At 60.2% G+C, this 25,612-nt stretch carries 20 protein-coding genes; 13 read left to right on the forward strand and 7 right to left on the reverse strand.

All coding sequences use genetic code 11. From position 1 onward, the window contains the following. Nucleotides 1–260: 260 nt before the first annotated feature. The 8 genes from EKA13_RS14455 to EKA13_RS14490 all read left to right on the forward strand — a co-directional run bounded on the left by EKA13_RS14455 (nt 261) and on the right by EKA13_RS14490 (nt 7,328). Entirely contained in the window at nt 261–1,589 is a 1,329-nt protein-coding gene (locus tag EKA13_RS14455; protein WP_065760087.1) for an OprD family porin, read from the forward strand. Between the two features lie 156 nt (nt 1,590–1,745). Then, a complete protein-coding gene (locus EKA13_RS14460; RefSeq protein WP_065760088.1) occupies nt 1,746–2,384 on the forward strand; it encodes a peroxiredoxin in 639 nt (212 codons plus the stop codon). 215 nt (nt 2,385–2,599) lie between these two features. Further along, nucleotides 2,600–3,193 carry an NADPH-dependent FMN reductase gene (gene ssuE, locus EKA13_RS14465; protein ID WP_065760089.1) on the forward strand — a complete coding sequence of 198 codons (594 nt, stop codon included), beginning with the start codon at nt 2,600–2,602 and terminating at the stop codon, nt 3,191–3,193. Between the two features lie 105 nt (nt 3,194–3,298). Continuing rightward, nucleotides 3,299–4,264 (forward strand): sulfonate ABC transporter substrate-binding protein, encoded by a 966-nt coding sequence (locus EKA13_RS14470; RefSeq protein ID WP_065760090.1) that lies wholly within the window; start codon nt 3,299–3,301, stop codon nt 4,262–4,264. Nucleotides 4,265–4,322: 58 nt separating this feature from the next. Next, nucleotides 4,323–5,471, forward strand: coding sequence for an FMNH2-dependent alkanesulfonate monooxygenase (gene ssuD / locus EKA13_RS14475; protein ID WP_065760091.1), 1,149 nt, complete (start codon nt 4,323–4,325; stop codon nt 5,469–5,471). A gap of 10 nt (nt 5,472–5,481) precedes the next feature. Then, on the forward strand, nt 5,482–6,276 hold the full coding sequence (gene ssuC / locus EKA13_RS14480) for an aliphatic sulfonate ABC transporter permease SsuC (protein ID WP_065760092.1): 795 nt from the start codon (nt 5,482–5,484) through the stop codon (nt 6,274–6,276). Continuing rightward, entirely contained in the window at nt 6,273–7,085 is an 813-nt protein-coding gene (ssuB, locus tag EKA13_RS14485) for an aliphatic sulfonates ABC transporter ATP-binding protein (RefSeq protein ID WP_065760093.1), read from the forward strand. The genes ssuC and ssuB overlap by 4 nt, the downstream gene beginning before the upstream one ends. A 27-nt stretch (nt 7,086–7,112) precedes the next feature. Continuing rightward, nucleotides 7,113–7,328 carry a TOBE domain-containing protein gene (locus EKA13_RS14490; protein ID WP_009400132.1) on the forward strand — a complete coding sequence of 72 codons (216 nt, stop codon included), beginning with the start codon at nt 7,113–7,115 and terminating at the stop codon, nt 7,326–7,328. A 63-nt stretch (nt 7,329–7,391) separates the two neighbouring features. On the opposite strand, the gene EKA13_RS14495 is transcribed toward EKA13_RS14490, so the two are convergent. The 5 genes from EKA13_RS14495 to EKA13_RS14515 all read right to left on the reverse strand — a co-directional run bounded on the left by EKA13_RS14495 (nt 7,392) and on the right by EKA13_RS14515 (nt 18,163). After that, entirely contained in the window at nt 7,392–12,935 is a 5,544-nt protein-coding gene (locus EKA13_RS14495; protein WP_065760094.1) for a dermonecrotic toxin domain-containing protein, read from the reverse strand. A gap of 117 nt (nt 12,936–13,052) precedes the next feature. Beyond that, nucleotides 13,053–13,679: a TetR/AcrR family transcriptional regulator gene (locus EKA13_RS14500; protein ID WP_065760095.1), complete on the reverse strand. Its 627-nt coding sequence runs from the start codon at nt 13,677–13,679 to the stop codon at nt 13,053–13,055. Nucleotide 13,680: 1 nt separating this feature from the next. After that, on the reverse strand, nt 13,681–15,264 hold the full coding sequence (gene gshA / locus EKA13_RS14505) for a glutamate--cysteine ligase (RefSeq protein ID WP_065760096.1): 1,584 nt from the start codon (nt 15,262–15,264) through the stop codon (nt 13,681–13,683). 197 nt (nt 15,265–15,461) lie between these two features. Beyond that, nucleotides 15,462–15,845, reverse strand: coding sequence for a PaaI family thioesterase (locus tag EKA13_RS14510; protein WP_065760097.1), 384 nt, complete (start codon nt 15,843–15,845; stop codon nt 15,462–15,464). Next, on the reverse strand, nt 15,845–18,163 hold the full coding sequence (locus tag EKA13_RS14515) for a Tex family protein (RefSeq protein WP_065760098.1): 2,319 nt from the start codon (nt 18,161–18,163) through the stop codon (nt 15,845–15,847). Before EKA13_RS14515 ends, EKA13_RS14510 begins: the two co-directional genes overlap by 1 nt. A 229-nt stretch (nt 18,164–18,392) precedes the next feature. On the opposite strand from EKA13_RS14515, the gene ompR reads away from it, so the two are divergent. Further along, nucleotides 18,393–19,133: an osmolarity response regulator transcription factor OmpR gene (ompR, locus tag EKA13_RS14520; RefSeq protein ID WP_065760099.1), complete on the forward strand. Its 741-nt coding sequence runs from the start codon at nt 18,393–18,395 to the stop codon at nt 19,131–19,133. A 127-nt stretch (nt 19,134–19,260) separates the two neighbouring features. Continuing rightward, the gene (locus EKA13_RS14525) at nt 19,261–20,574 is read left to right on the forward strand and encodes an ATP-binding protein (RefSeq protein ID WP_065760100.1); all 1,314 of its coding nucleotides are present in this window, start codon (nt 19,261–19,263) and stop codon (nt 20,572–20,574) included. Here the strand turns inward: EKA13_RS14525 and rimK are convergent. Beyond that, the gene (gene rimK, locus EKA13_RS14530; RefSeq protein WP_065760101.1) at nt 20,571–21,476 is read right to left on the reverse strand and encodes a 30S ribosomal protein S6--L-glutamate ligase; all 906 of its coding nucleotides are present in this window, start codon (nt 21,474–21,476) and stop codon (nt 20,571–20,573) included. The two genes, EKA13_RS14525 and rimK, sit on opposite strands and share 4 nt — an antisense overlap. Further along, the gene (gene rimB / locus EKA13_RS14535; protein ID WP_065760102.1) at nt 21,473–21,955 is read right to left on the reverse strand and encodes a retropepsin-like aspartic endopeptidase RimB; all 483 of its coding nucleotides are present in this window, start codon (nt 21,953–21,955) and stop codon (nt 21,473–21,475) included. Before rimB ends, rimK begins: the two co-directional genes overlap by 4 nt. 110 nt (nt 21,956–22,065) lie before the next feature. Between rimB and EKA13_RS14540 the strand changes: the two genes are divergently transcribed. From EKA13_RS14540 to EKA13_RS14550, 3 genes are all read left to right on the forward strand, one after another. Beyond that, the gene (locus EKA13_RS14540; protein WP_065760103.1) at nt 22,066–22,467 is read left to right on the forward strand and encodes an RNA-binding S4 domain-containing protein; all 402 of its coding nucleotides are present in this window, start codon (nt 22,066–22,068) and stop codon (nt 22,465–22,467) included. A 250-nt stretch (nt 22,468–22,717) separates the two neighbouring features. Continuing rightward, nucleotides 22,718–23,620, forward strand: coding sequence for an Hsp33 family molecular chaperone HslO (hslO, locus tag EKA13_RS14545; RefSeq protein ID WP_065760104.1), 903 nt, complete (start codon nt 22,718–22,720; stop codon nt 23,618–23,620). A 179-nt stretch (nt 23,621–23,799) separates the two neighbouring features. Next, entirely contained in the window at nt 23,800–25,344 is a 1,545-nt protein-coding gene (locus tag EKA13_RS14550) for a phosphoenolpyruvate carboxykinase (protein ID WP_065760105.1), read from the forward strand. Nucleotides 25,345–25,612: the final 268 nt, after the last annotated feature.

A 25,612-nucleotide genomic window follows, 5' to 3' on the forward strand; every position in this document is an offset into this window, starting at 1 on the left:
CTGCGCGGAAAGGCAGGAAGAGAAAAATTCTATTTTTATGTCAGAAAAATCTTAAAACGTCATAAATAATTCTTTTTAGATTTATAGGATAGTCATTATTCTTCGGCGCAAACCGGACGCATTAGACCAAAGTCTTGAAATGAATGGTTACGATTGACTCGAGCCACGCCCTTTGGTGCTAATCGGCTATCGACGTCGAGCGAGGCAAAAGACCCCGCCGACGGAGAATCACAAGAATTAGAAATGAAAGGAGCAAAAATATGTACAAGTCCACCCTGGCACTTGCCGTGGCCCTTGGGGTTCTGGCTCAACAAGCAGGTGCTGCCGGATTCGTTGAAGACAGCAAGCTGTCTGTCAGCTCGCGCACCATGTATTTCGATAACGACAACCGTGAAGAGCACAATAAAGACCAGCGCGAATCAGGCCAGGGCTTCAAGCTCGACTATCAGTCGGGTTTTACCGAGGGTACGGTAGGTTTCGGTTTTGACGCTCAAGCCGTTTGGGGTATTCACCTGGATGGCGGCAAAGGTCACCACCCGGATAACAGCAGCTTTTTTCCAAGCGACTCCGATGGTTCTGCTGTAGATCAGTGGGCGCGCATCGGCGGCAACGCCAAGGCGCGCTTCTCCAAGACCGAAGCCCACCTCGGTGGTGCACTGGCACCAAACCTTCCAATCCTCGTAGCCAACGACAGCCGTCTGCTGCCGCAAACCTTTGAAGGTGGCATTGTCACCTCCAAGGAAATCGACAACGTCACCCTGACCGCAGGTCAGATTGAGCACGCCATGGGCCGTGCTTCAAGCAACAAAACCGGCCTGTCGGTTTCTGGTGCGACGCAGGACAGCAACAAGTTCCAGTTTGGCGGCGCCGACTGGAAGGTCACCAAAGACCTGACCCTGCAGTACTACTACTCGAATCTGGAAGACTTCTACAAGCAGCACTTCCTGGGCTTGGTCCATGTCTACCCGATTGCGAACGACCAGTCGTTCAAGACTGACCTGCGCTACTTCGACAGCAGCTCGGATGGCAAGAACGGCCAAACCGGTTATGCCTTTGACAACAACAAGGGCTATGCCAAGAACGCGGGCGAGGTCGACAACAAGACCTGGAGCGCCATGTTCACCTACACCCTGGGCGGACACTCGCTCATGCTCGGTCACCAACAGGTCAGCGATGACGGTGGTTTCGTCTGGCTGAACCAAGGCAGCGTCACAGACGGAAACGGCAGGCCTGAAGGCGCTGGTGGCTCCAGCTTCTATCTGTTCACCGATAGTATGGTCAACTCGTTTGTTCGCGCGGGTGAAAACACCACGTTTGGTCAGTACTCCTATGACTTCGTTCGTTTGGGTGTGCCTGGTTTGAAGGCATCGGTTTCCTACCTGCGCGGTGAAGATGCCATCAACAAAAGCGGCCACGGCACCTTCAACGAGTGGGAGCGTGATGCACGTATCGACTACGTGATCCAGGAAGGTACCCTCAAAGGACTCGGCGCTACCCTGCGTCACGGTGTGTACCGTGGCAGCGGCGAAAGCGCTGCCGATCAGGATCAAACCCGCCTGATCTTCAACTACACCTACACCTTCATGTAAGTGTCAGTAGAGAAAGCCTCGCCTTGGTGCGGGGCTTTTTTTCGACCTGAAATTAATAGCTCTTAAAGTTATAAATAAATCATTATTTATTCCTTTTAATTTGCTTCAGGTCGATGCACAGTGGCTCCACCAGAACGTACTTCAAGGAGCCCCACCATGAGCCTCAGACTCGGCGATATCGCCCCCGACTTCGAACAGGATTCCAGCGCCGGCACGATTCGTTTCCATGAGTGGCTGGGCGACAGCTGGGGTGTGCTGTTTTCGCACCCGGCGGATTTTACGCCAGTCTGCACCACCGAACTGGGGTTCACTGCCAAGCTCAAGGAGCAGTTCGCCGAACGTGGGGTCAAGGCCATTGCCCTTTCGGTCGACCCGGTCGAGTCTCATCTGCGCTGGATCGAAGACATCAACGAAACCCAGAACACCGTCGTCAACTTTCCGATCCTGGCCGACGCCGACCGCAAGGTGTCTGACCTCTATGGCCTGATCCACCCCAATGCCAGCGACACCCTGACCGTGCGTTCCTTGTTCGTGATCGACCCGAACAAGAAGATCCGCCTGACCATCACTTACCCTGCCAGCACCGGGCGCAACTTCCACGAGATTCTGCGGGTGATCGACTCACTGCAACTGACCGACAACCACAAGGTTGCCACCCCGGCCAACTGGCAGGACGGTGACGAGGTAGTGATCGTGCCGTCACTCAAGGATGAGGACGAAATCAAACGACGCTTTCCCAAAGGCTACCGGGCGGTCAAGCCCTACCTGCGCCTGACCCCGCAGCCAAACCGTTGAGTGTGTGACGCATTGCTTTAGCCACAGCAGGGATTTTCGGGCCGTTTCGACGGCCCTTTTTTTTGCGTGGCGTACGGGTTATTCGATATTCGTTTATTGAATAAACAAATGAAAAAATATGATTTATAGATATATAAAACAGCTGTTAAGGTCACTCCATCAACGCGAGATATGCTGCTCGCACCCGTCTCGAAACCGCTAAAGGATACGCTTCAATGTTGGTTGTCTCTCTCGGTGGCAGTCCCAGCGTGCGTTCACGCTCTGGTGTGTTGCTCGAACGCGCCCGGCACTGGTTGCAAGGCCAGGGTGTGGAAGTGGTGACATTCCAGGTACGCGATTTCCCGGCAGACGATCTGCTGCATGCGCGCTTCGACAGCCCTAAGGTTCAGCACTTCCTGCAACTGGTCGAGCAGGCCGATGGCCTGATCGTCGCGACACCGGTGTACAAGGCGTCGTTCTCCGGTGCGCTGAAGACCCTGCTGGATCTGCTGCCTGAGCGAGCGCTGAGCCACAAGGTGGTATTGCCCATCGCTACCGGCGGCAGTATCGCCCACATGCTGGCGGTTGATTACGCGCTCAAGCCGGTGCTGTCGGCACTCAAGGCGCAAGAGACCCTGCAAGGGATCTTCGCTGACGACAGCCAGATCGCTTATGGCGAAGGCAGTGCTGCCGCGCAGTTGCTTCCTGCGTTGGAGCAGCGCCTGAACGAATCGCTGGAACAGTTTCACACTGCCCTGGCCCGTAGGCCAAAACCCGTTGCACCGGGGCTGTTGAACGAACGTTTGCTCAGTGCTCGCTGGAGCATCTGAGCCGTAACACGCAACACGCAACGCATTACTCGCACGTCCCACCTTACTCGCCCGCCAACGGGCAAGCAGGTGCAGCCTGAACCCTAATCGCAAAAGGAGAGCGCTATGCGCACTGTCATTTTGCGTCGTGGTCTGGTCGCTCTGTTTGCTGCGGCTGTGTCCTTCGGCGCCATTACTCAAGCCCAGGCAGAAAGCCTGCGTATCGGTTATCAAAAGTACGGCACCCTGGTGCTGCTCAAGGCCAAGGGTACGCTGGAGAAGCGCTTGGCGGCGCAGGGCGTGCAGGTCCAGTGGACGGAGTTCCCAGGTGGCCCGCAACTGCTTGAAGGGCTGAACGTCGGCTCAATCGACTTCGGTGTCACCGGCGAGACCCCGCCGGTATTTGCCCAGGCTGCTGGCGCGGATCTGTTGTACGTCGCCTATGAGCCACCGGCACCGCACAGCGAAGCGATCCTGGTACCCAAGGATTCGCCAATCGACTCGGTGAAGGCGCTCAAGGGCAAGAAGGTTGCCCTGAACAAGGGCTCCAACGTTCACTACCTGCTGGTTCGGGCCCTGGAAGATGCCGGCCTTAAATACAGCGACATTCAGCCGGTGTTCCTGCCGCCCGCCGATGCCCGTGCCGCCTTCGAGCGTGGCAGTGTCGATGCCTGGGTGATCTGGGACCCTTACCAGGCGGCGGCCGAGAAACAACTGCAAGCGCGCACCCTGCGCGATGGCAAAGGCATCGTCGACAACCATCAGTTCTACCTGGCGACCAAGCCTTACGCACAGAAACACCCTGAGGTGATCAGCGCCTTGGTGGACGAGGTTCGCGCGGTGGGTGAGTGGTCCAAGGCCAATCCGCAGGAGGTGACCGATCAGGTGGCGCCGCTGCTCGGCCTGCCCGCCGACATCACCCTGACTTCGGTTAAACGCCAAGGCTACGGTGCGACATTCCTGACGCCAGAGGTGGTCGCCGCGCAGCAAAAGATCGCCGACACCTTCCAGGCGCTGAAGCTGATTCCAAAGCCCTTGAGCATCAAGGATGTGATCTGGACACCCCCGGCCAAGGTCGCCAGCGCGCCTTGAAGTATTGCCTGCGCCGGGGCGTCGCCCCGGTCTGAGCCACCCTTAGGAGACAACTCCAATGAGCCTTAATGTTTTCTGGTTTCTGCCTACCCATGGCGACGGTCATTACCTTGGCACCGCCGATGGCGCGCGAGCAGTCGATCACGGTTACCTGCAACAGATCGCCCAAGCGGCGGATCGCCTCGGTTTTGGCGGCGTACTGATCCCCACCGGGCGCTCCTGCGAGGACTCCTGGCTGGTCGCCGCTTCACTGATCCCGGTAACCCAGCGCCTGAAGTTCCTGGTGGCCCTGCGCCCCGGAATCATCTCGCCAACGGTCGCTGCACGTCAGGCCGCAACCCTTGATCGGCTCTCGGGTGGCCGCGCGCTGTTCAACCTGGTCACCGGTGGCGACCCGGAAGAGCTGTCCGGGGATGGCCTGTTCCTCAGCCATGAAGAACGTTATCAGGCCTCGGTGGAGTTCACTCGCATCTGGCGTCGCGTGCTCGAAGGCGAGACGGTCGATTACGACGGCCAGCATATTCAGGTCAAAGGCGCCAAGTTGCTTTACCCGCCGATCCAGCAGCCACGTCCGCCGCTGTACTTTGGTGGCTCGTCCGAGGCTGCCCAGGACCTGGCCGCCGAGCAGGTTGAACTGTACCTGACCTGGGGCGAGCCGCTGGCTGCCGTTGCCGAGAAAATCGAGCAGGTGCGGGCCAAGGCCGCGAAACAGGGGCGCACGGTGCGCTTCGGCATTCGCCTGCATGTGATCGTGCGTGAAACCAACGCCGAAGCCTGGCAGGCTGCCGAGCGACTGATCTCGCACCTGGACGACGACACGATTGCCCGTGCCCAGGCATCCCTGGCGCGCTTCGATTCGGTCGGTCAGCAGCGCATGGCTGCACTGCATGGCGGCAAGCGCGACAACCTGGAAGTCAGCCCGAACCTCTGGGCCGGGGTCGGCCTGGTGCGCGGCGGTGCTGGCACGGCGCTGGTCGGCGATGGCCCAACCGTGGCCGAGCGGGTCAAGGAGTATGCGGCACTGGGCATCGACACCTTTATCTTCTCCGGTTACCCGCACCTGGAAGAGTCGTATCGGGTAGCTGAACTGCTGTTCCCGCACCTGGATGTGCAGCGTCCTGAACCGCCAAAAAGCGCAGGCTATGTCAGCCCGTTCGGCGAAATGGTCGCTAACGACATCTTGCCAAAATCTGCAGCGCAGCGCTGAGGACCGGGCCATGAGTCGTGCTAACGCGCCCTTGTCACACAGGCTTGCCCCTTGGGCCTTGCCGCTGCTGTTGCTGGCTGTCTGGCAACTGGCGGTAAGTGCCGGTTGGCTGTCGACGCGAATCCTGCCGGCACCGAGTGCGGTCATCAGCGCCGGTGTCGAACTGGTGCGCAGCGGTGATATCTGGAAGCACCTGGCGATCAGTGGCTGGCGCGCCGGTGTCGGTTTTGTCATCGGCGGCAGCCTTGGCCTGGCACTGGGCTTCATCACCGGGTTGTCACGTTGGGGTGAGCGTCTGCTCGACAGTTCGGTGCAGATGATCCGCAACGTGCCGCACCTGGCGCTGATTCCGCTGGTGATTCTCTGGTTTGGTATTGATGAGTCGGCAAAGATTTTCCTCGTGGCCCTGGGCACCTTGTTCCCGATCTACCTGAACACGTACCACGGTATTCGCAATGTCGACCCGGCCTTGGTGGAAATGGCGCGCAGCTACGGCCTGTCCGGTTTTGCGCTGTTCCGTCAGGTGATCTTGCCGGGTGCTTTGCCTTCGATTCTGGTCGGTGTGCGCTTTGCCCTGGGCTTTATGTGGTTGACGCTGATCGTGGCTGAAACCATCTCGGCCAACGCCGGTATCGGCTACCTGGCGATGAACGCCCGGGAGTTCCTGCAGACCGACGTGGTGGTTCTGGCCATTGTCTTGTACGCCGTGCTGGGCAAGCTCGCAGACCTTGCTGCGCGTGCACTTGAACGGGTCTGGTTGCGTTGGCACCCGGCGTATCAAGTTGCCAAGGGAGATCGCCCATGAGCCTGTTGAACGCGTCACCCGCACGGCTGTTGCGCGGTATTCCGCTGGCTGCGCGCAACCTGCAGAAAACCTTCGGCGAGCGCCAGGTGTTGCGCAACATCGACCTGCATATCCCGGCGGGGCAGTTCGTCGCCATCGTCGGTCGCAGTGGCTGTGGCAAGAGCACGCTGTTGCGCTTGCTGGCGGGCCTCGACCAGCCTAGCGCGGGTGAGTTGCTGGCCGGCCCGGCAGCGTTGAGCGAAGCCCGTGAAGACACCCGGCTGATGTTCCAGGAAGCACGTTTGCTGCCCTGGAAAACGGTGATCGACAACGTTGGCCTGGGGCTTTCCGGTGACTGGCGCCCTCGCGCGCTGGAGGCCCTGGCGGCAGTTGGCCTGGCTGAGCGGGCCAATGAATGGCCGGCAGCGCTGTCGGGTGGGCAGAAGCAACGGGTGGCGTTGGCGCGAGCACTGATCCATCAACCGCGCTTGCTGTTGCTTGACGAGCCGCTGGGTGCATTGGATGCCCTGACCCGTATCGAGATGCAGCAACTGATTGAAACGCTTTGGCGCCAGCACGGTTTCACCGTGTTGTTGGTCACCCACGATGTCAGCGAAGCCGTTGCGGTCGCGGATCGGGTGATTCTGATCGAGGACGGCGAGATTGGCCTCGACCTGCTGGTTGACCTGCCACGGCCAAGGGCGCGTGGTTCACATCGCCTGGCAACCCTGGAAAGTGAAGTACTGAACCGTGTTCTGTCGGTGCCGGGCATTGCGCCCGAGCCGGAACCTGTAGCCCCTTTGCCCACGCAACTGCGTTGGGCGCATTGACCTCTCGTCCCATAAGGAATCAAGCAGATGACTATTAAAGCGATCAACGTACGTAACCAGTTCAAAGGCACCGTAAAGGAAATCCTCGAAGGCCCGGTACTGTCGGAAATCGATGTACAGACCGCCTCGGGTATCGTCACCTCGGTGATCACCACCCGTTCGGTCAAGGAGCTGGAACTGACCATTGGTAGTGAAGTGATTGCCTTCGTTAAATCCACCGAGGTGTCGATCGCCAAGCTGTGAGCAGGCTGCGACACAACACCCCGACGGGCCAGCCTTGACCCGCCGGGGCGTGGTTGCGCCGGTTTACTCGGCTGCCGGGCGTAGCCCGCCAAACAGCTTCATCGCCTCTGCCTCGTTGATAGGTCCGTGCCAGGCGTTTGATACATTGCGCTCACTGCGCACCTTCAAATGGCCCGCACTTAATTTGCGGAAACCGCTGCCGGGGCGCTGTGGAAAGTGGAAGTGGGCGTACCAAAGCACGGTGTTGGCCGCCAGATCTATCACTTCATACTCTTCCAGGTACTCGATCGGCCGACCTTTGCTGTCTTTTTTCGGTTCCAGGATGCGTCCCCACCGCGCCTCGACGGCATTCTGCTCGTGAAGAAACTGCAGCTGACCGATGTTCGGTTGTCGGGTGGTCTTGATTTTAGAGATGCGCAGCTGCTTGCCATGCAGGTCCAGATTCCTGGCTGCATCCCTCAGGCGTTGCATCAACTGACGCTGGTCGCTGGTGGCCCGATCCCCCAGGGCATCCTGGAGATCGAGTGCCCGTTCGCGCAAGTTGGTCGCGTAGTGCTCGGCGATGTTTTGCAGGCTGGCTGGCGCCATGTCAGTAGCCATATAGCCTTGCCAGCGGTTTTTTTGCTCCGCGATGCCGGCCAGTTGCTCGCGGGCCCGGTTTTGCAGTTCGTTAATACGGCTTGGGTCAATTGTTCGGCTTCTGGCCGGTACCGTACTCTGCCAGCGATCTCCGTCAATCCGACGAAAACTTTCGGCATAGTTTTCGTCCATATTGTTCAGCACCACCATGTGTTCCTCACCACCAACATTCACCTGACGTCCTATAAGCAGTTGCTGGTCATCCGTTTGGAATACTCGGGCTGTACTGCGGCGTCCGGCACGTCGTTCTGGGAGCCGGTAATTGATCAAGGTATTGTCGATCTCGTTGATCAGTTGCGTCAGCATGCTACGAAAGCTGGTTACGGTTTCCGTATCAATGAACAGCGGGAAATTGTTTGACCAGGCGTCAAGGTAGGAGGTGAAGGTTGTGTATTGTCCCCTGAGCGCTCTCAATGCCTCGCCATATCTGGCTCTGCTCAGGTCAGCTTCCTGTAACTGGTGCTGGCTTAGCAGCGTGAGTACCAGATTGCGCCGCTTTGTCTTGAACTGGTTGTGGAACAGGTTGAAGTCGATGTCGTGCGAGTGGTCAAAATTGACGAGTAGCGAACTCTGTACATCCAATTTTGCCAATCTGTACGCCTGTGGCGACCCTAGCAGCAGTTCAATTGAATTGAACCTGGTGTCGTATTCGCTCAGCGCTGGGCCTTGGAGTTTTTTGCGTAAATTCAGATGGCGATCGAAGGCTTGACCAAGCTCTTCGAATTGCTCGAGCATCTGTTTACTGTTATTGCGGATTGAATTTCTGTGGGCGTGGAGGCGTGCTCTGTTTGCCTCCACGTCAGTTGGCTGAGAGTTGATGAACGCTTCGAGCTCTGCGTCGAGAATTTTTTGATTGCGGAGTATTGCGCGCGTTGCTCTGTCGCGTAGCTGGATCAGTAGCAGGTTTTGATTGGATCCATCTGTCAGGTACTCGTCCAGCAAGCGGCGGTAAAGCTGGCGGTTGATGCTTGGTTTCAAGCGGTTGAGGGTCTGCAGGCAGTGATCATTGTGTTCGACAAAACGCTGGCACACCGTGATCGCGTCCTGATGTGCTTTGCGAATTGGAGCAGGAACGGCAGGTTCTCCGATGACGCTCGTATTGCGGGCCTCCTGGATCGCAGCCGTGAGCGCTTCCTTGTGCTGATCGGTTTCACGCCTCATTCGTCTCAGCTCATCCTCCGGTTGCTCGATGGCGTTGCCGCGCAGGCGGCGAAGGTAGCCGTGCAGGGTTTCCCAGCCATTGTTGTACAGCCGGCTGAACCTCTGCCCTCCACTCTCGACCAGCCGGCCTAACTCCTGCCCTCCACCCTGCAGGCCACTCTCGACCAGCAGGCCGCTCAGGTGCCCATGGGTTTCCCAGACGCCATCTTCGCTGAGCCTTATGGGTTGCTTGTAGTGCTTGAGTGCGTTGCCTTTCAAGCGCCAGGTGTTGTAGGTCGCGTCCCATTGCACTTCGTAGTAACGGCCGTGGCGGCTGATGTAGCGCTTGCCGTCCAGCGCGAGCGTATTGCGTGTATAGCCTGCGCTGTCCAACCGCACCGTGTGTGTCGGCATCTCTGTTTCGTAGCCTTTGAACGGGTCGGGTGAGACCGTGCGCACGGTCTTGCCCAAGGTTGTCCGCTGCGCTTGGGTTTGTCGCAATCGAGTGTGCGCGCGTGCGCTGGCCACGCGTGCGCTTGGCGTGGCGCCGAGACCTGGGGCAATGTCGAGTAATGCATCAATGATCGACAGTACGACCGAATTCAAGTGATCGACGCCTTGGCTGTGTTGCCCGCGCATAAAGGCTTCGACTGCAGCGGTGGAGGCGTTCCAGCCATCGTAGAGCCCCACCGCGACACCGACACCCGGCACGAATGACAGGCATAGATGGATATAGTCGTATACCCGGTTGTGGCGGATCGCCGCTTCTTCCAGATACAGCTCGCGTTGGCTGCGGGCTGTTTTTCGATGCTGAGTGATCAACCGGCCCATTTGCAGCCGGCTCAGGTGCGTGGCCAGCGAAAGGGTTTGGCGTGTGCCGGGGGCAATAAAGCCTGTGAAACTCTTCAGCAGCGCCTGATTGATGTAGCTGCGATGCCGTTCCGGGTCGCCTGCTACGGGACGCGTTGCCAGCCAGTCGAGCATGGTGCTGTTCAATGCCATTTGCTCCAACGCCTGGCAGGCCGCTGTTGCGTCTGGGTGCTGGCTGACAATACGGCCGTTGGGTGCTTCTGGCAGGTAAAGGATGACGGTGTCGTGGCTGGCGTTTTGCAGCAGGAACACGCCGGACAGCGCGACCTCATGGCTGGAACCGTCAGCGGCAACACCGGGGTTGAGGTTCAAGGGTGTCCATTCAATCGTACCCGCTGCCGCATCGCGCAGCAGGGCCTGCCCATGGTCGTCCAGATCTGCAGGTTTGCTCAGGGCAAAGAGTTCCAGGCTGAGTGCAAACGGCCGACGGAGTACTTCATCACGCCACTCTTTTGCCATTTCCGTGTCGCCTTCCGAGCCATTGAAGGCTTCGAGGATGGCACTTTCATAAGCCCCCGCCAGATCGAGCGTCTTGTCGAGGCGAGCCAGGTAGGCGCTGGTCAAGGCATTGCTCAGGCGTGTGCTGCTTTCGGGAGGATCGAAGGCAAAACGCATGTAGTTCATGCGTTGCAGAACGTTCTCATCCATAGCCCCCAGGAGCAGGTTCTCCAGGGGAATATCGCTGCGCGCTTCACTCGGTACGAAGACCGTCCTGGTCGCATGCGCTTGGCCCGAGCCGGCAATCGGCTCTTGGTACATGTCGACCTGGTCCGGCAGGTTTACCGTGATCGTTGGGACGGTCGTAAGCCCGAGATCTTTGCGCAATTGCTGCGCCAGCTTGTCCCGTGCGAACTGGGTGCGTTCGGGCAGGCTCTGTTCCAGGCAGACGATGGAGGCTACCATCGCCTGACTGTACTGCTGGAAGCCGGCAGTCAGGGCGTTTCTCTCTTCAGCCGACAGGCGGTTTAGCCGGGTGTCAAACTGCTTGACGATGTTTTCGGTTCTGTTCTGTTCGGCAATCGCGTTGAAGGCTTGCGTTCGGGCTTCGTTTCTGGGAATCGACAACAGCGTGCTCAACCAGGCGTGAGCTTCAGTGCTGGGCTCGACCTGTTCGGCGTCTTCTGGTTGTATGGCGTCAATGATCGTCTGCACGCAGTGATCAAAGCAGTGGGTGATCAGCGGGGTGCTTTCCAGGCGCGCCGGTTCCTGGCTGCTGGCCAGCGCGGTCAACAGCGCTTGGGACGCTGTTGGCCCGACACTGTCGATCAGGGTATTGGCCCACAGCCCGGACAGGCTTTCGAGCAGCGCTTGTGTCAGTAGCGTTTCGTCAGCAAACGCCTTCAGCCCGCCATCGCGTCCAGACCGATAGAGCAGTACGTCATTTTCCTGCGTCGTTGTTTCTGCGGCGGGCCGAAAGGTCAGAAAGCCGTGCAGTGGCCACTGTTGATTGCCTATGACCAGTGTCAGCCTGGCAACCTCGACCGTGTGCTCTGGGGTGTATTCCGGTTGTGCCACGACGGCGTCGATGAGCGCGAATTGCGCGTCGTTCAATTCACCCAGCGTCTGCTGCAGACGCGCTTCGGCGAGCAGTGCCTGAGCCAGGCGGTGGCTGATGAAGTCGAAGCGAGAGGTGCCCTCGACGTGTTCTTGCCAGTCGGCAGGGGAGAGGGGGTCGGGCAACTGTTCCAGGTGCCTGGAGGTTTTTTCCTGGTGTTGCTCCAGCGCTTCTTCAAGGGCGCGCAAGGTAACCATGGCTGGCGCAGTGACTGCCGTATCGTCGCCCACGTAGCGCTCAAGGGCTGCTTGATAGGCCGCGATGCGCGAGGTTCGCCAGAGCAGCGGCAGCACAGGGCTGAGTGCATCGAAATGCAGTTGTTCTTCAGCCAGCTGCTGTTCGTGTTGCAGGGTGTTGCGGATCAGGGTCGAGGTTTCATCGGCCAGAGGTGCCACGAGGCGCAGGCTGCTGCGTTGCTCCCAGTCGGTGATCGACTGCCAGTCGAGGTTGCCGGGCTCCTGGTTCTGGTCCTTCGTCTGGTTCAGGCAGGCCTGCTCGAGTAACGGCAGTGCGCGCTCTTCATGGTCGAGCAGCAGTTGCTTCAGTACAAAGCCGAAAGCGCTTTCTTCAAGCGGGCTGATGACCGGTGCCCCGGACGTATTGTCGTCATCCTCGGTGGCTGGCAGGTCTGGCCATAAGGTGGCGCGCAGTTCGTTCAAGCCACTCTCCAGGGCTGCACGATCAGCGTATGCGCGAAGGGTTGTCGTATCGCCGGGGCGATACAGCAGCCATGGGGCCTGCTCGGCCAGTGGCTGAACCACTAGCGTGGCCTGCGCCAGCTCACGCATTTTGTCCGAGTGTTCCCAGTAAACCGCCGCCCAGGTGCTGGCCGCATGCCCTTGGTACCAGGCGTGTTCGTCAATGTTCCCGAGGCCGTAAGCCAGGTCGATGCTGTGGGTGAAATGCTGTTGCAGCAGGCTTTCTCCTTGCGCCAGGCGAGCGTGCGCATGCCCGGGCATGCGTTGCGCCCAGTATGTGCTGTAGACCTGTGCTACCAACCGGCCTGGTGTCAGGGCGTTGATTCGACGGACCCAGTCGGCACCGCTCATTTGGGTTGCACTGGCGTTGTTATCCACCCCATAGGTGGTCCAGTCTTCTGTAAACAGATTGGAAAACGCCGGGCTGGCGAGCAGGTAGGCCGACATGTCCAACAGGCTCACCTGGGTCGCGTCGTGTTGCACACCGCACAGGCGTGGATCGATGTTCCACTGCTGGGAGAGCATGCTGGCAATGGATTGCTGCAGGCCAGGGGATTGCGCCATCAGCGCTTGCAACGCCGGGATGATCTGGTTGAGGGCCATGCTGGCCTGGTGGAGCGAGTTACCTGTACCGGAGCGGGTACCGATAACGGTCTCCTTCAGGTCGGTAGGCTCAGGGAATGTGATTTCAAAAAAATCTGGCATGGGTGCCCTCCGTGACTAAGTTGAGCGGCGCCGTGTTTGCCGCTCCTTTCAGTTCACACGCATCGCGTGTGGTGGAGGCACTACATATTGCTGGAGATATTGCTGGGGGTTGGCGTACTACCGACGAGGCAGGAACGGTGGCAGGTAGAGGCCCAGGTAGGCGTCGAATACGCGCATGCCTTCTTCCGCCATGCGCGGGGTAATCTGCCCGTAAAGCTGTATCGAGCGGGCGTAGACCCGGTCGCCCAGCTCCATGGCCAGTGCAAACACATCCACGTCATTCGGCAGTACCGGCAACTGGAAGTGCTGCTCGAACAGCTTGTGCATCAAGTCGCCCAGTTCGATGTCGTGCTGGCGATCAGCCTGGGTCACTTCGCTCAGGCCATGCTGGGCGAGGATCAACTGGCGGGCAGCTGCATCGTCGTTGTAGATGCTCAGCATGCGCTGTTCCACCAGCCGTGACAGGTCATGCCAGGTGTTCAGCCGCGTCGGCTCGATGGGGGCCTGCAGGCAGGCCCGGAACGCACGGTGAACATCGGCAGTGAGGGCCTCAAGCAGTGCCGGAACACTGGCGAAGAAGTGATACACCGACGAAGGGGGAATCTGCGCCCGCTCGGCCACGCTGTAGATCGACAGGCTGGCCACACCCTCGCTGGCCAGTAGCGTACGGGCCGCATCGAGAATGGAGTCGATGCGGGCCTGGCTACGGGCGCGAGGTTTACGTGGAGTGGTGGTACGGGTCATGTCAGTTGCTGATCGCCAGGATGCTGGCCTGGTAGGCGCTGACGAACAGGTCGAAATCCCCCACTTCCTGGCGCTCAAGTTCAGCCTGAGCGGCGAGTGACGTGCGGGCCATAGCCTCGAAACGCTGCAGTTCCTCGGCAGGCAATGCCTGGCTGCGCAAGTATTCGGCGTGAACCTTGCTCTGGCGCAAGGAGAACTCACTGAAGCTTTCGCGGTTCTCGGTCATGCTCGCCAGCACCTGGGCCGAAGGCGTCAATTCAGGGTCGTCGACCTTGGCCTTTTGCTGGGCCAGCGCGCTGACGTGCTCATGTCCACCCTGGCTCTGGTCAAGCAATTGTGCCAGCGGCGCAATGCGCTCCAGCAGTTCCTCGGCCCACTGCGTGAGCGTCACCGGCTGCCCTTGGCGTTGCAGCGTCAGGCCTGGGCGGCGCCCTTCCTTGACGACGGTAAGGAAGTTGCTGGTGCATTGGCCGCATTCGCCATTTTCCAGCAACGGGCTTTCTTCCAGCGCGCAGTACAGCAGGAAGGCGTCGAGGAAACGCGCTTCAGCCAGGTCGATGCCCGTTGGCAGGAAGGGGTTGATATCCAGGCAACGCGCTTCGACGTACTGCACGCCACGCGCCATCAATGCCTGGATCGGCCGCTCGCCGGTGTAGGTCACCCGCTTGGGTCGAATGTTGGAGTAGTACTCGTTCTCGATCTGCAGGATGTTGGTGTTGAGCTGAATCCACTCACCATCCTTGTGCGTACCGATTTCGACATACGGCGGGTAAGGCGTACCCACCGCTTTGCGCAAGCTGTCGGTATAGCTGTTCAGGTCGTTGTAGCAGGGCGTCAGGCCGGCTTGTGCATTGCTTTGGTAGCCCAGGTCACTCATGCGCAGGCTGGTGGCGTAGGGCAGGTACAAGGTGCTGGCGTCAAAGCTTTCCAACTGATGGGGGCGGCCACGCAGGAAGCCCGCATCCAGCGCTGGCGAGGCACCGAACAGGTACATCAGCAGCCAGCTGTAGCGCCTGAAGTTACGGATCAGGGCGATATAGGCGGCGGACTGATAATCGCGCTCGCTGCCTTCGGCACCTTCGGCCTGCATCAGCAGTGGCCAGAGTTTTTCCGGCAGCGAGAAATTGTAATGAATACCGGCGATGCACTGCATGGTGCGGCCATAGCGCAGGGCCAGGCCCTTGCGGTAGACGTACTTGAGCTGACCGATGTTGGAGGTGCCATACCAGGCGATCGGGATGTCCTCCTCGGCGGGCAGCGGGCAGGGCATCGACGGGCTCCACAGGTATTCGTCGCCCAGTTTGGCGTAGGCGAAACGGTGGATATTCTCCAGGCTCTCCAGGGTTTTTGCCGGGTCGGTCAGGGCTGGGGTAATGAACTCCAGCAGCGACTCCGAATAGTCCGTGGTGATCTGTTCATGGGTCAGGGCCGAGCCCAGCGCCTCGGGGTGCGGGGTCTGTGCCAGGCGCCCGTCCTCGGTCACGCGCAGGCATTCGCGCTCAATACCATGCAGGCACTGCTCGAGCAGGGAGAGGTTGTCACGCTGGCCGAGCAGGCTCAGGCGGCGGTTGAGAAGTTCGCTCAAGATGGATTCCTTCACGGTCAGTCGCCCCAATATGGGGGTAGAGATGACGGTCTACAAGGGTGAAGAGAGGAACTGGCGTTGTCGCCTGGTTATCGCAGGCCGGGCCTGCAGGTTCATGCCCCGATTCTCGGGGCACAAAAGACGGTTTCGGCAGTACCTGCGCACTGGCGAAAATAGCCTGAAACAGCAAGCGTCGGCTAGAGGACCGAAAAGGTCCCCTGGGCCTTGGCGACCAACTTGTCGCCCTGAAGCACGTCGGCGTCGACCACCAGCGTGCGTCGCCCGGCATGCAGTACACGAGCGATACACAGCACGTCGCCTTCGCTGACAGCACGCAGGTAGTTGATTTTGCATTCCAGGGTAACGCTTTGCTGGTCGAAACCGTGGGCACTGGAACAGGCCAGGCCCATGGCGATGTCGACCAGGCTGAACAGCGCGCCGCCATGCAGTTTGCCGCCACGGTTGCGCAGGTGCTCCTGCAGCGACAGGGCAACCTCGGCAGCGCCGTTGTCCAGGCGTTGCAGGCGGCAGCCAAGCAATTGGCTGAATGCGCTCTGGACGATACCTTCCGGTGCTTCCATCAACGTTTCTTCAGCTGTTTGGCGTTGGCGAACAGCGAGGCCATGGCGTTGTTTGCCGGGGCGGCGGTTTCCTTGGCCCGTGCCGGCGCGCTCTGTTGGCGAGGTGCCGAGCCTGGGCGACTGCCACGGGCGCCGTCGACTTTCTCGCCGGGTGTGTCACCCATGCGCATGGACAGGCCAACGCGTTTGCGCGGGATGTCCACTTCCATGACCTTGACCTTGACCACGTCACCGGCCTTGACGGCTTCACGCGGGTCCTTGATGAACTTCTCCGACAGCGCGGAAATATGCACCAGGCCGTCCTGATGCACGCCGATGTCGACGAAGGCACCGAAGTTGGTGACGTTGGTCACGACGCCTTCGAGAATCATGCCGGGTTGCAGGTCCTTGAGGTCTTCAACGCCTTCCTGGAACTCGGCGGTCTTGAATTCCGGACGCGGGTCACGGCCTGGTTTGTCCAGTTCCTGGAGGATGTCGGTGACGGTTGGCAGGCCGAAAGTCTCGTCGGTGAACTTTTTCGGGTCCAGGCGCTTGAGGAAGCCACTGTCACCAATCAGCGAGCGAATGTCGCGATCGGTCTCGGCGGCGATACGCTGTACCAGCGGGTAGGCTTCCGGGTGAACAGCCGAGGCGTCCAGCGGGTTGTCGCCGTTCATGACGCGCAGGAAGCCTGCCGCTTGCTCGAAGGTCTTCTCGCCCAGGCGGCTGACTTTCTTCAGCGCGGCGCGGGTCTTGAAGGCACCGTTGGCATCGCGGTGCGCGACAATGTTCTGTGCCAGGGTGCTGTTCAGGCCGGAAATGCGCGACAGCAGTGCTACCGACGCGGTGTTGACGTCAACGCCGACGGCGTTCACGCAGTCCTCGACCACGGCATCCAGGCCACGTGCCAGCTTGAGCTGCGACACGTCATGCTGGTACTGGCCGACCCCGATGGACTTCGGATCGATCTTCACCAGCTCGGCCAGCGGGTCCTGCAGGCGACGGGCAATGGACACCGCACCGCGCAGGGATACGTCCAGCTCGGGGAACTCGCGGGCAGCCAGTTCCGAAGCCGAGTACACCGACGCGCCGGCTTCGGAGACCATGATCTTGGTCATTTTCAGGGCGGGATATTTCTTGATCAGTTCGGCTGCCAGTTTGTCGGTTTCGCGGCTGGCAGTACCGTTGCCGATGGCGATCAGTTCAACCGAGTGCTTGGCGCACAGCGCGGCCAGCACGGCGATGGTCTGGTCCCACTGGTTTTTGGGTACATGCGGGTACACCGTAGCGGTGTCGAGCAGCTTGCCGGTGGCATCGACCACCGCTACCTTGCAGCCGGTACGCAGGCCCGGGTCGAGGCCCAGGGTCGCGCGCGGGCCGGCCGGCGCGGCCAGCAGCAGGTCATGCAGGTTGTGGGCGAAGACGTTGATGGCCTCGCTTTCGGCATTGTCGCGCAGCTCACCGAACAGGTCGGTTTCCAGGTGGGTGTAGAGCTTGACCTTCCAGGTCCAGCGCACCACCTCGCCCAGCCACTTGTCGGCAGGACGGTTCTGGTTACGCAGGCCGAAGTGCTCACCGATCATCAGCTCGCATGGGTGCAGGGTGCCCGGCAGTTCTTCGCCAATTTTCAGCGAGGCGGCCAGCACGCCTTCGTTGCGGCCGCGGAAAATGGCCAATGCGCGGTGCGATGGCACGCTCTTGAGCAGTTCATCGTGTTCGAAATAGTCGCGGAACTTGGCCCCTTCTTCTTCCTTGCCCGCCACCAGGCGGGCGCTGAGCACGGCTTCCTGCTTGAGGAAACTGCGCAGCTTGGCGAGCAGGCTGGCGTCTTCGGCGAAGCGTTCCATCAGGATGTACTTGGCGCCTTCCAGTGCCGCCTTGACGTCGGCAACACCTTTCTCGGCGTCGACGAAGCGCGCGGCTTCGGTTTCCGGGTTCAGTTGCGGGTCGTTCAGCAGGCCGTCGGCCAGCTCGCCCAAGCCGGCTTCCAGGGCGATCTGGCCCTTGGTACGGCGCTTCTGCTTATAAGGCAGGTAAAGGTCTTCAAGGCGGGTCTTGGTGTCGGCCAGCTTGATCTCGCGGGCCAGTTCGGGTGTCAGCTTGCCTTGTTCCTCGATGCTCGCCAGGATGCTCACGCGCCGTTCGTCGAGTTCGCGCAGGTAGCGCAGGCGCTCTTCCAGGTGACGCAGTTGGGTGTCGTCCAGGCTACCGGTGACTTCCTTGCGGTAACGGGCGATAAAAGGCACCGTGGAGCCTTCATCAAGCAGGGTCACGGCCGCCTCGACCTGCTGCGGGCGGACGCCGAGTTCTTCGGCAATGCGGCTGTTGATGCTGTCCATAAAACCACCTGACAAATTGTGAATGCGGGGGCCGCAGGCCGACGCGGGGCGCGGGCGGCAGTGGATCAAAGGCGCGCATTATACCCGCCACATCCGGCTTGCGGTGATGGCAGCAGGCCAGCCTGGCGCCGGGTCCGACTGGCATCGGGGGAAAAATCTGCTAACAATGCACACGTCACGGCCCGTGGCGGCTAGGCCATAATGCTTGCCGAGATTAAAGGAGCGACCTATGAGCAGCACTGCACAAACCGCTGAAGGCGAGAAAATCCTCATCGTCGATGACGATCCGGGGCTGAGCAGCCTGCTGGAGCGTTTTTTCACCAGCAAGGGCTTTCGTGCCCGCGCTGTACCGAATGTCGAACAGATGGACCGCCTGCTGGCCCGTGAAGTCTTCAATCTGGTCGTGCTTGATCTGATGCTGCCGGGCGAGGATGGCCTCTCGGCCTGTCGCCGTCTGCGGGCGGCGAACAACCAGGTCCCGATCATCATGCTTACCGCCAAGGGTGACGAGCTGAGCCGGATCAAGGGCCTGGAACTGGGCGCCGACGATTACCTGGCCAAGCCGTTCAACCCCGACGAACTGGTGGCACGGGTCAAGGCCGTGCTGCGCCGCCAGGCGCCTTCGGTGCCAGGTGCGCCGGGCACTGAAGACGAGACCGTCACTTTTGGCGACTACGAACTGTCGCTGGCCACCCGCGAGCTCAAGCGTGGCGACGAAGTACACATGCTCACCACCGGTGAATTCGCCGTACTCAAGGCACTGGTCATGCACGCCCGTGAGCCGCTCACCCGTGACAAGCTGATGAACCTGGCCCGAGGGCGTGAATGGGATGCGCTGGAGCGCTCCATCGACGTACAGATTTCGCGTCTGCGGCGCATGATCGAGCCCGACCCGTCCAAACCGCGCTACATCCAGACCGTTTGGGGTGTTGGTTATGTGTTCGTACCGGACGGCAACGCCGGCAAGTAACGTTTCGGTTGTAGACGTGCGTCACAGGAAGCGGGGCTACCTTAACGGTGCCCTGCTTTTTGCTTGTGTCGAGGTCCGCAAAGCCTGCGAGCCATGCTCGCTCCTGCAAGGTGTGTAGCTGTTGTCCATGAAAACGCCGCTGTGGTTCCCGCAAAGCTTCTTCGCCCGCACCCTTTGGCTGGTGCTGATCGTTGTGCTGTTTTCCAAGGCGCTGACCTTGGTTTACCTGCTGATGAACGAAGATGTGCTTGTCGATCGCCAGTACAGCCATGGCGTGGCCTTGACCTTGCGCGCCTATTGGGCCGCCGACGAGGCGGACCGTGAAAAAATCGCCGAAGCCGCTGGCCTGATCCGGGTGGTCGGTACCGGTGTGCCTGAGGGTGAGCAGCATTGGCCCTACAGTGAGATTTATCAGCGGCAGATGCAGGCCGAACTGGGCGCCGACACCGAGGTTCGCTTGCGTATCCATGCCCCTCCGGCCCTGTGGGTGCGCGCACCGAGCCTGGGCGATGGCTGGCTGAAAGTGCCGCTGTACCCGCACCCGCTGCGCGGCCAGAAAATCTGGAGCGTGCTGGGGTGGTTCCTGGCCATTGGCTTGCTGTCCACGGCCTCGGCCTGGATCTTCGTGCGCCAGCTCAATCAGCCGCTCAAACGTCTGGTGTTCGCGGCCCGGCAGTTGGGGCAGGGGCGTAGCGTGCGTTTGCCGATCAGCGATACGCCCAGCGAGATGACCGAAGTGTATCGGGCGTTCAACCAGATGGCCGAGGATGTCGAGCAGGCCGGGCGCGAGCGTGAGTTGATGCTGGCCGGTGTTTCCCATGACTTGCGTACGCCCTTGACCCGGCTGCGCCTGTCACTGTCGTTGATGAGCAATGACAGTGAGCTGACTGACGGCATGGTGCGCGACATCGAGGACATGGACGCCATTCTCGACCAGTTCCTGGCCTTTATCCGTGATGGCCGTGACGAGCCCGTGGAGGAGGTCGACCTCAGCGATCTGGTGCGTGAGGTGGTGGCACCCTTCAATCAGCCGGAAGAGCGGGTGCGCTTGTGCCTGGAGCCGATTCCGCCGTTCCCGCTGCGTCGGGTTTCGCTCAAGCGCATGTTGAACAACCTGATTGGCAACGCGCTGTATCACGCCGGCAAGGGCGTCGAAGTGGCTGCCTATGTCTCGGGTGACAGCAGTGCGCCCTATGTGGTGCTGAGCGTGCTGGACCGTGGTACGGGTATTGATCCAAGCGAGCTGGAGGGCATCTTCAACCCGTTCATTCGCGGCGACCGTGCCCGCAGTGGCAAAGGCACCGGGCTGGGCCTGGCGATCGTCAAGCGCATCGCGGCCCAGCACGGTGGCAATGTCGAGCTGCGCAACCGTTCCGGTGGCGGCCTGGAAGCACGGGTGCGTCTGCCCCTGGGCTTGTTGCTGCCCAGGGACGCGGTTTAGCCCTTACCCTTGGTGCGGGTCAGGTGCGGCCCGCCATTCTTCTCCAGGTGTTCGATGATCATCCCGGCAACGTCCTTGCCGGTGGTGACCTCAATGCCTTCCAGGCCGGGCGAGGAGTTCACCTCCATCACCAGCGGGCCATGGTTGGAACGCAGGATATCCACACCGGCTACCGACAGGCCCATCACCTTGGCGGCACGGATGGCGGTCATGCGTTCTTCCGGGGTGATCTTGATCAGGCTGGCGGTACCTCCGCGATGCAGGTTCGAGCGGAACTCCCCCGGCTTGGCCTGGCGTTTCATCGAGGCGATGACCTTGTCGCCGACCACGAAGCAACGGATGTCGGCACCGCCGGCCTCCTTGATGTACTCCTGGACCATGATGTTCTGCTTCAGGCCCATGAAGGCCTCGATCACCGATTCGGCGGCCTTGGTGGTTTCGCACAACACCACGCCAATGCCTTGGGTGCCCTCGAGGACCTTGATCACCAGTGGCGCGCCATTGACCATCTGGATCAGGTCGGGAATGTCATCCGGCGAGTGGGCGAAACCGGTGATGGGCAGGCCGACACCACGCCGCGACAGCAACTGTAGCGAGCGCAGCTTGTCCCGCGAGCGGGCGATGGCCACCGACTCATTGAGCGGAAACACGCCCATCATTTCAAACTGACGCAGCACCGCGCAGCCGTAGAAGGTCACCGAGGCCCCGATGCGTGGAATGACCGCATCGAAGCCTTCAAGTGGTTTGCCACGGTAGTGGATCTGCGGTTTGTGGCTGGCGATATTCATGTAGGCGCGCAGCGTGTCGATCACGACCATCTCATGGCCGCGTTGGGTACCGGCTTCGACCAGACGACGAGTGGAATACAGACGCGGGTTTCGCGACAGCACAGCGATCTTCATGCAACACCTGTGGAAGGGGTGGGGGAGGCCGGAAAGGCCGGCTTGTCCTGAACATACTTGAGCCCGGGATTGACCACCAATTGGCCGTCAACCAGGGCCTTGGAACCCAGCAGCAGGCGATAGCGCATCGCCTTGCGGCACGCCAGGGTGAACTCCACCGCCCAGACTCGGTCGCCGAGTGCCAGGGTTGTGCGGATCACATAGCGGATCTGGGCCTGACCGTTGGAGCTTTTAATGGTTTTCATCGCCACCAATGGCGCTTCACAGCGTCGATGGCGCAACTGCACCACCGAACCCAGGTGGGCGTTGAAACGAACCCAGCGCTGGCCGTCGCGTTCGAACGGTTCGATCTCGGTAGCATGCAGGCTTGAAGTGCTGGCACCGGTGTCGATTTTCGCACGCAGGCCGGCTACCCCGAGGTCGGGTAGCGCCACCCACTCGCGTAGACCGATCACGGTTAAATGGTCAAAAGTCTTCAAATTGCTAAACCTGCTCAAATGATCGGTGAACTGTAAGCACGCCGCGTACTTTTTGCATCCGCCAGTTACGGTAGTACAGTTCGATTGCAGATTGCGATCGAGGACATGAGATGGCACAAAAGCCCGAAGAAGACGACAAGGTTCGCCTGGACAAATGGTTGTGGGCGGCACGTTTCTACAAGACCCGAGCGTTGGCCAAGGCGGCCATCGAGAGTGGCAAGGTGCATTGCCGAGGTGAGCGCTGCAAGCCGGGCAAGGAGCCACGGATAGGCGATGAGTTCGTCTTGCGCACCGGTTTCGACGAACGCACTGTCGTGGTCAAGGCATTGTCGGTGGTGCGCCGTGGTGCCCCCGAAGCCCAGGCCTTGTACGAGGAAACAGCTCAGAGTATTGCCCGCCGCGAACAGGCGGCGGCCCTGCGCAAAGCGGGCGCTCTGGGTGTGACCACCGATGGGCGGCCGACCAAGAAGCAACGGCGTCAGCTTCACCAGTTCCACGACACCGGCCATTAAGCATTTGTGTGGCCGGCATTGCCATTCGTCGAAACGCCGGCAGAGGCACTGGTCAAAAGGCCATGACCGGAAACAGAGTAGGTGGGGTTGCAGTGTGTCTGTGTGAACCCGCCTTGCTTCGCTTGGATCAGTGGCCGATTGCCCATAAAATACCCGGTTCAAGCAGCACACCGTGGTACCCGCAGGTGCCCTGACGCGGCCCTTGATGGCCAGCCCATTTATTTTGTCACCTCTTAGAAAGCCAGAACTCATGCACGATTTGCCCGATACCGACTACACCCAACGCTTCATCTTCGACGAAAGCGATGTTCGCGGTGAGCTGGTTGCGCTCGAGCGTAGTTACGCCGAAGTGCTGGCCAAGCACACCTATCCGGAGCCCGTCGCGCAACTGCTCGGGGAGCTGATGGCGGCAGCGGCGCTGCTGGTTGGCACGCTGAAATTTGATGGCCTGCTGATTCTTCAGGCACGCTCTGAAGGCCCGGTTCCATTATTGATGGTTGAGTGCTCCAGCGAGCGCGAAATCCGCGGGCTGGCGCGTTACGATGCAGACCAGATAGGCGATACGGCGACCCTGAGCGAATTGATGCCGGACGGCGTACTCGCACTGACCGTCGACCCTACCAACGGCCAGCGTTACCAGGGCCTGGTAGACCTGGACGGGGAGGACCTGTCGCAGTGCTTCACCAACTACTTCGTCATGTCCCAGCAGGTTGGCACGCGCTTCTGGCTCAAGGCCGATGGCAAAAACGCCCGTGGCATGTTGCTTCAACAACTGCCTGCCGATCGCCAGAAAGATGAAGACGATCGCGCCGCCAGCTGGCAGCACGTCACTGCCCTGGCCAGCACCCTGAGTGATGAAGAACTGCTTGGCCTGAACAACGAAACCATCCTTCACCGCCTGTACCACGAAGAGGCTGTGCGCCTGTTCGACATCCAGCCGCTGCGCTTCCGTTGCAGTTGCTCGCGCGAACGTTCGGGCAATGCACTGGTCAGCCTGGGTCAGGAAGATGCGCAGCAACTGCTGGCCGAGCATGGCGGTCATATCGAGATCGATTGCCAGTTCTGCAACGAACGCTACCGGTTCGATGCTTCTGATGTGGCGCAATTGTTCGTAGGTGCGGGTGTTGAGGCGCCGTCAGATACTCGTCACTGAAACGTTTAAGCTCAGGTAAATCTCCTGTCGAATGGCGGAAAAGCGCCGTTCTGACAGGAGGGCTCTACTTTTTTTGGGCGTTTCTGGCATAATCCGGCCACTTTTTTCGCTGTAGTAGTTTAAAAAGTTCTACTACAAAACGTTTGGAGCACTCGGCCTCAGGCCGGATGGGGAATCTCATGACGCAAGCCAACAACGCCGTGTACACCGATCTGAGTGTCGACGAGCTGGTACAAGAAGCCCTGAACCGCGGTGAAGGTGAGCTGGCCGATACTGGCGCCCTCGTCGTGAAAACCGGTCATCGCACCGGTCGTTCGCCGGTTGACCGTTTCATCGTAGAAGAACCAACCACTCAGGACGCCATTGCCTGGGGCCCGATCAACCGCAAGTTCCCGGCCGACAAGTTCGATGCCCTGTGGAACCGCGTCGAGGCCTACGTCAACGAGCGCGAGCATTTCGTTTCCCACGTGCATGTCGGTTCCGACGAAGCCCACTACCTGGCGGTCAAGATGACCACCGAGACGGCTTGGCACAACCTGTTTGGCCGTTGCCTGTTCATCAACCCGGAAACCTACAATCCGGGCGCCAAGCAGGAATGGCAGATCATCAACGCGCCGAACTTTGTCTGCGAACCTGAGCGTGATGGCACCAACTCCGACGGCACCGTGATCATCAACTTCGCCGCCAAAAAGGTGCTGATCGCAGGCATGCGTTACGCCGGCGAGATGAAGAAAGCGATGTTCTCGGTACAGAACTTCCTGCTGCCAGCGGCCGACGTGCTGCCAATGCACTGCGCTGCCAACATGGGCGAAGAGGGCGACGTGACCCTGTTCTTCGGCCTGTCCGGCACTGGTAAAACCACCCTGTCGGCTGACGAAAGCCGTTACCTGATCGGTGACGACGAGCACGGCTGGGGCGAAGGCGTGGTGTTCAACATCGAAGGCGGTTGCTATGCCAAGTGCATCGACCTGTCCGAGAAGAACGAGCCGGTCATCTGGAAAGCGATCCAGCACGGTGCTGTTCTGGAGAACGTGGTCATTGACCCGGTCACCAAGAAAGCCGACTACGCGGACGACAGCCTGACCCAGAACAGCCGTGCGGCCTACCCGCGCGAACTGATCGAGAAGCGTGCACCGAAAAACCTCGGCGGCGAGCCAAACGCGGTCATCTTCCTGACCTGCGACCTGACCGGCGTACTGCCGCCAGTGTCGATCCTCAGCGAAGAGCAGGCGGCCTACCACTTCCTGTCGGGTTACACCGCACTGGTTGGCTCCACCGAAATGGGTTCGGGTTCCGGCATCAAGTCGACCTTCTCCACCTGCTTCGGCGCTCCGTTCTTCCCGCGTCCTGCCGGTGAATACGCTGAGCTGCTGATCAAGCGTATCCGTGGCTTCAACTCCAAGGTCTACCTGGTCAACACTGGCTGGACCGGTGGTGGCTACGGCGTTGGCAAGCGTTTCAACATCCCGACCACCCGTGCGGTGATCGCAGCGATCCAGAGCGGTGCGCTGATCGGTGCTGAAACCGAACACCTGGACATCATCAACCTGGACGTGCCGAAGGCCGTTGAAGGCGTTGAAACCGTTCTGCTCAACCCACGTAACACCTGGGCTGACAAGGCAGCGTACGATGAAGCAGCCAAAGGCCTGGCCAAGCTGTTCATCGAGAACTTCAAGAAGTTCGACGTTTCCGATGCCATCAAGAACGCCGGCCCACAACTGTAAGTTGTCGCCAGCGTACTGACGAACCCCCGCTTTTTAGCGGGGGTTTGTTTTTTAAGCCTAAAACATTCTGGCGTTGATCTCTGTGTGTGTTGGCTTGCCAATGATGCAGGCACTGCGTACCCACTGACACCGCGCCGATACCATCGCAGGCAAGCCAGCTCCCACAGAAAAGCAGTGTACTGCGCGGCCCCCTGTGGGAGTTGACTTGTCAACGATGCAGGCGCTGCGTATCCACGGACACCGCGCCGATACCATCGCAGGCAAGCCT

This window comes from Pseudomonas defluvii (assembly GCF_001695625.1).
Classification (GTDB): Bacteria; Pseudomonadota; Gammaproteobacteria; order Pseudomonadales; family Pseudomonadaceae; genus Aquipseudomonas; species Aquipseudomonas defluvii.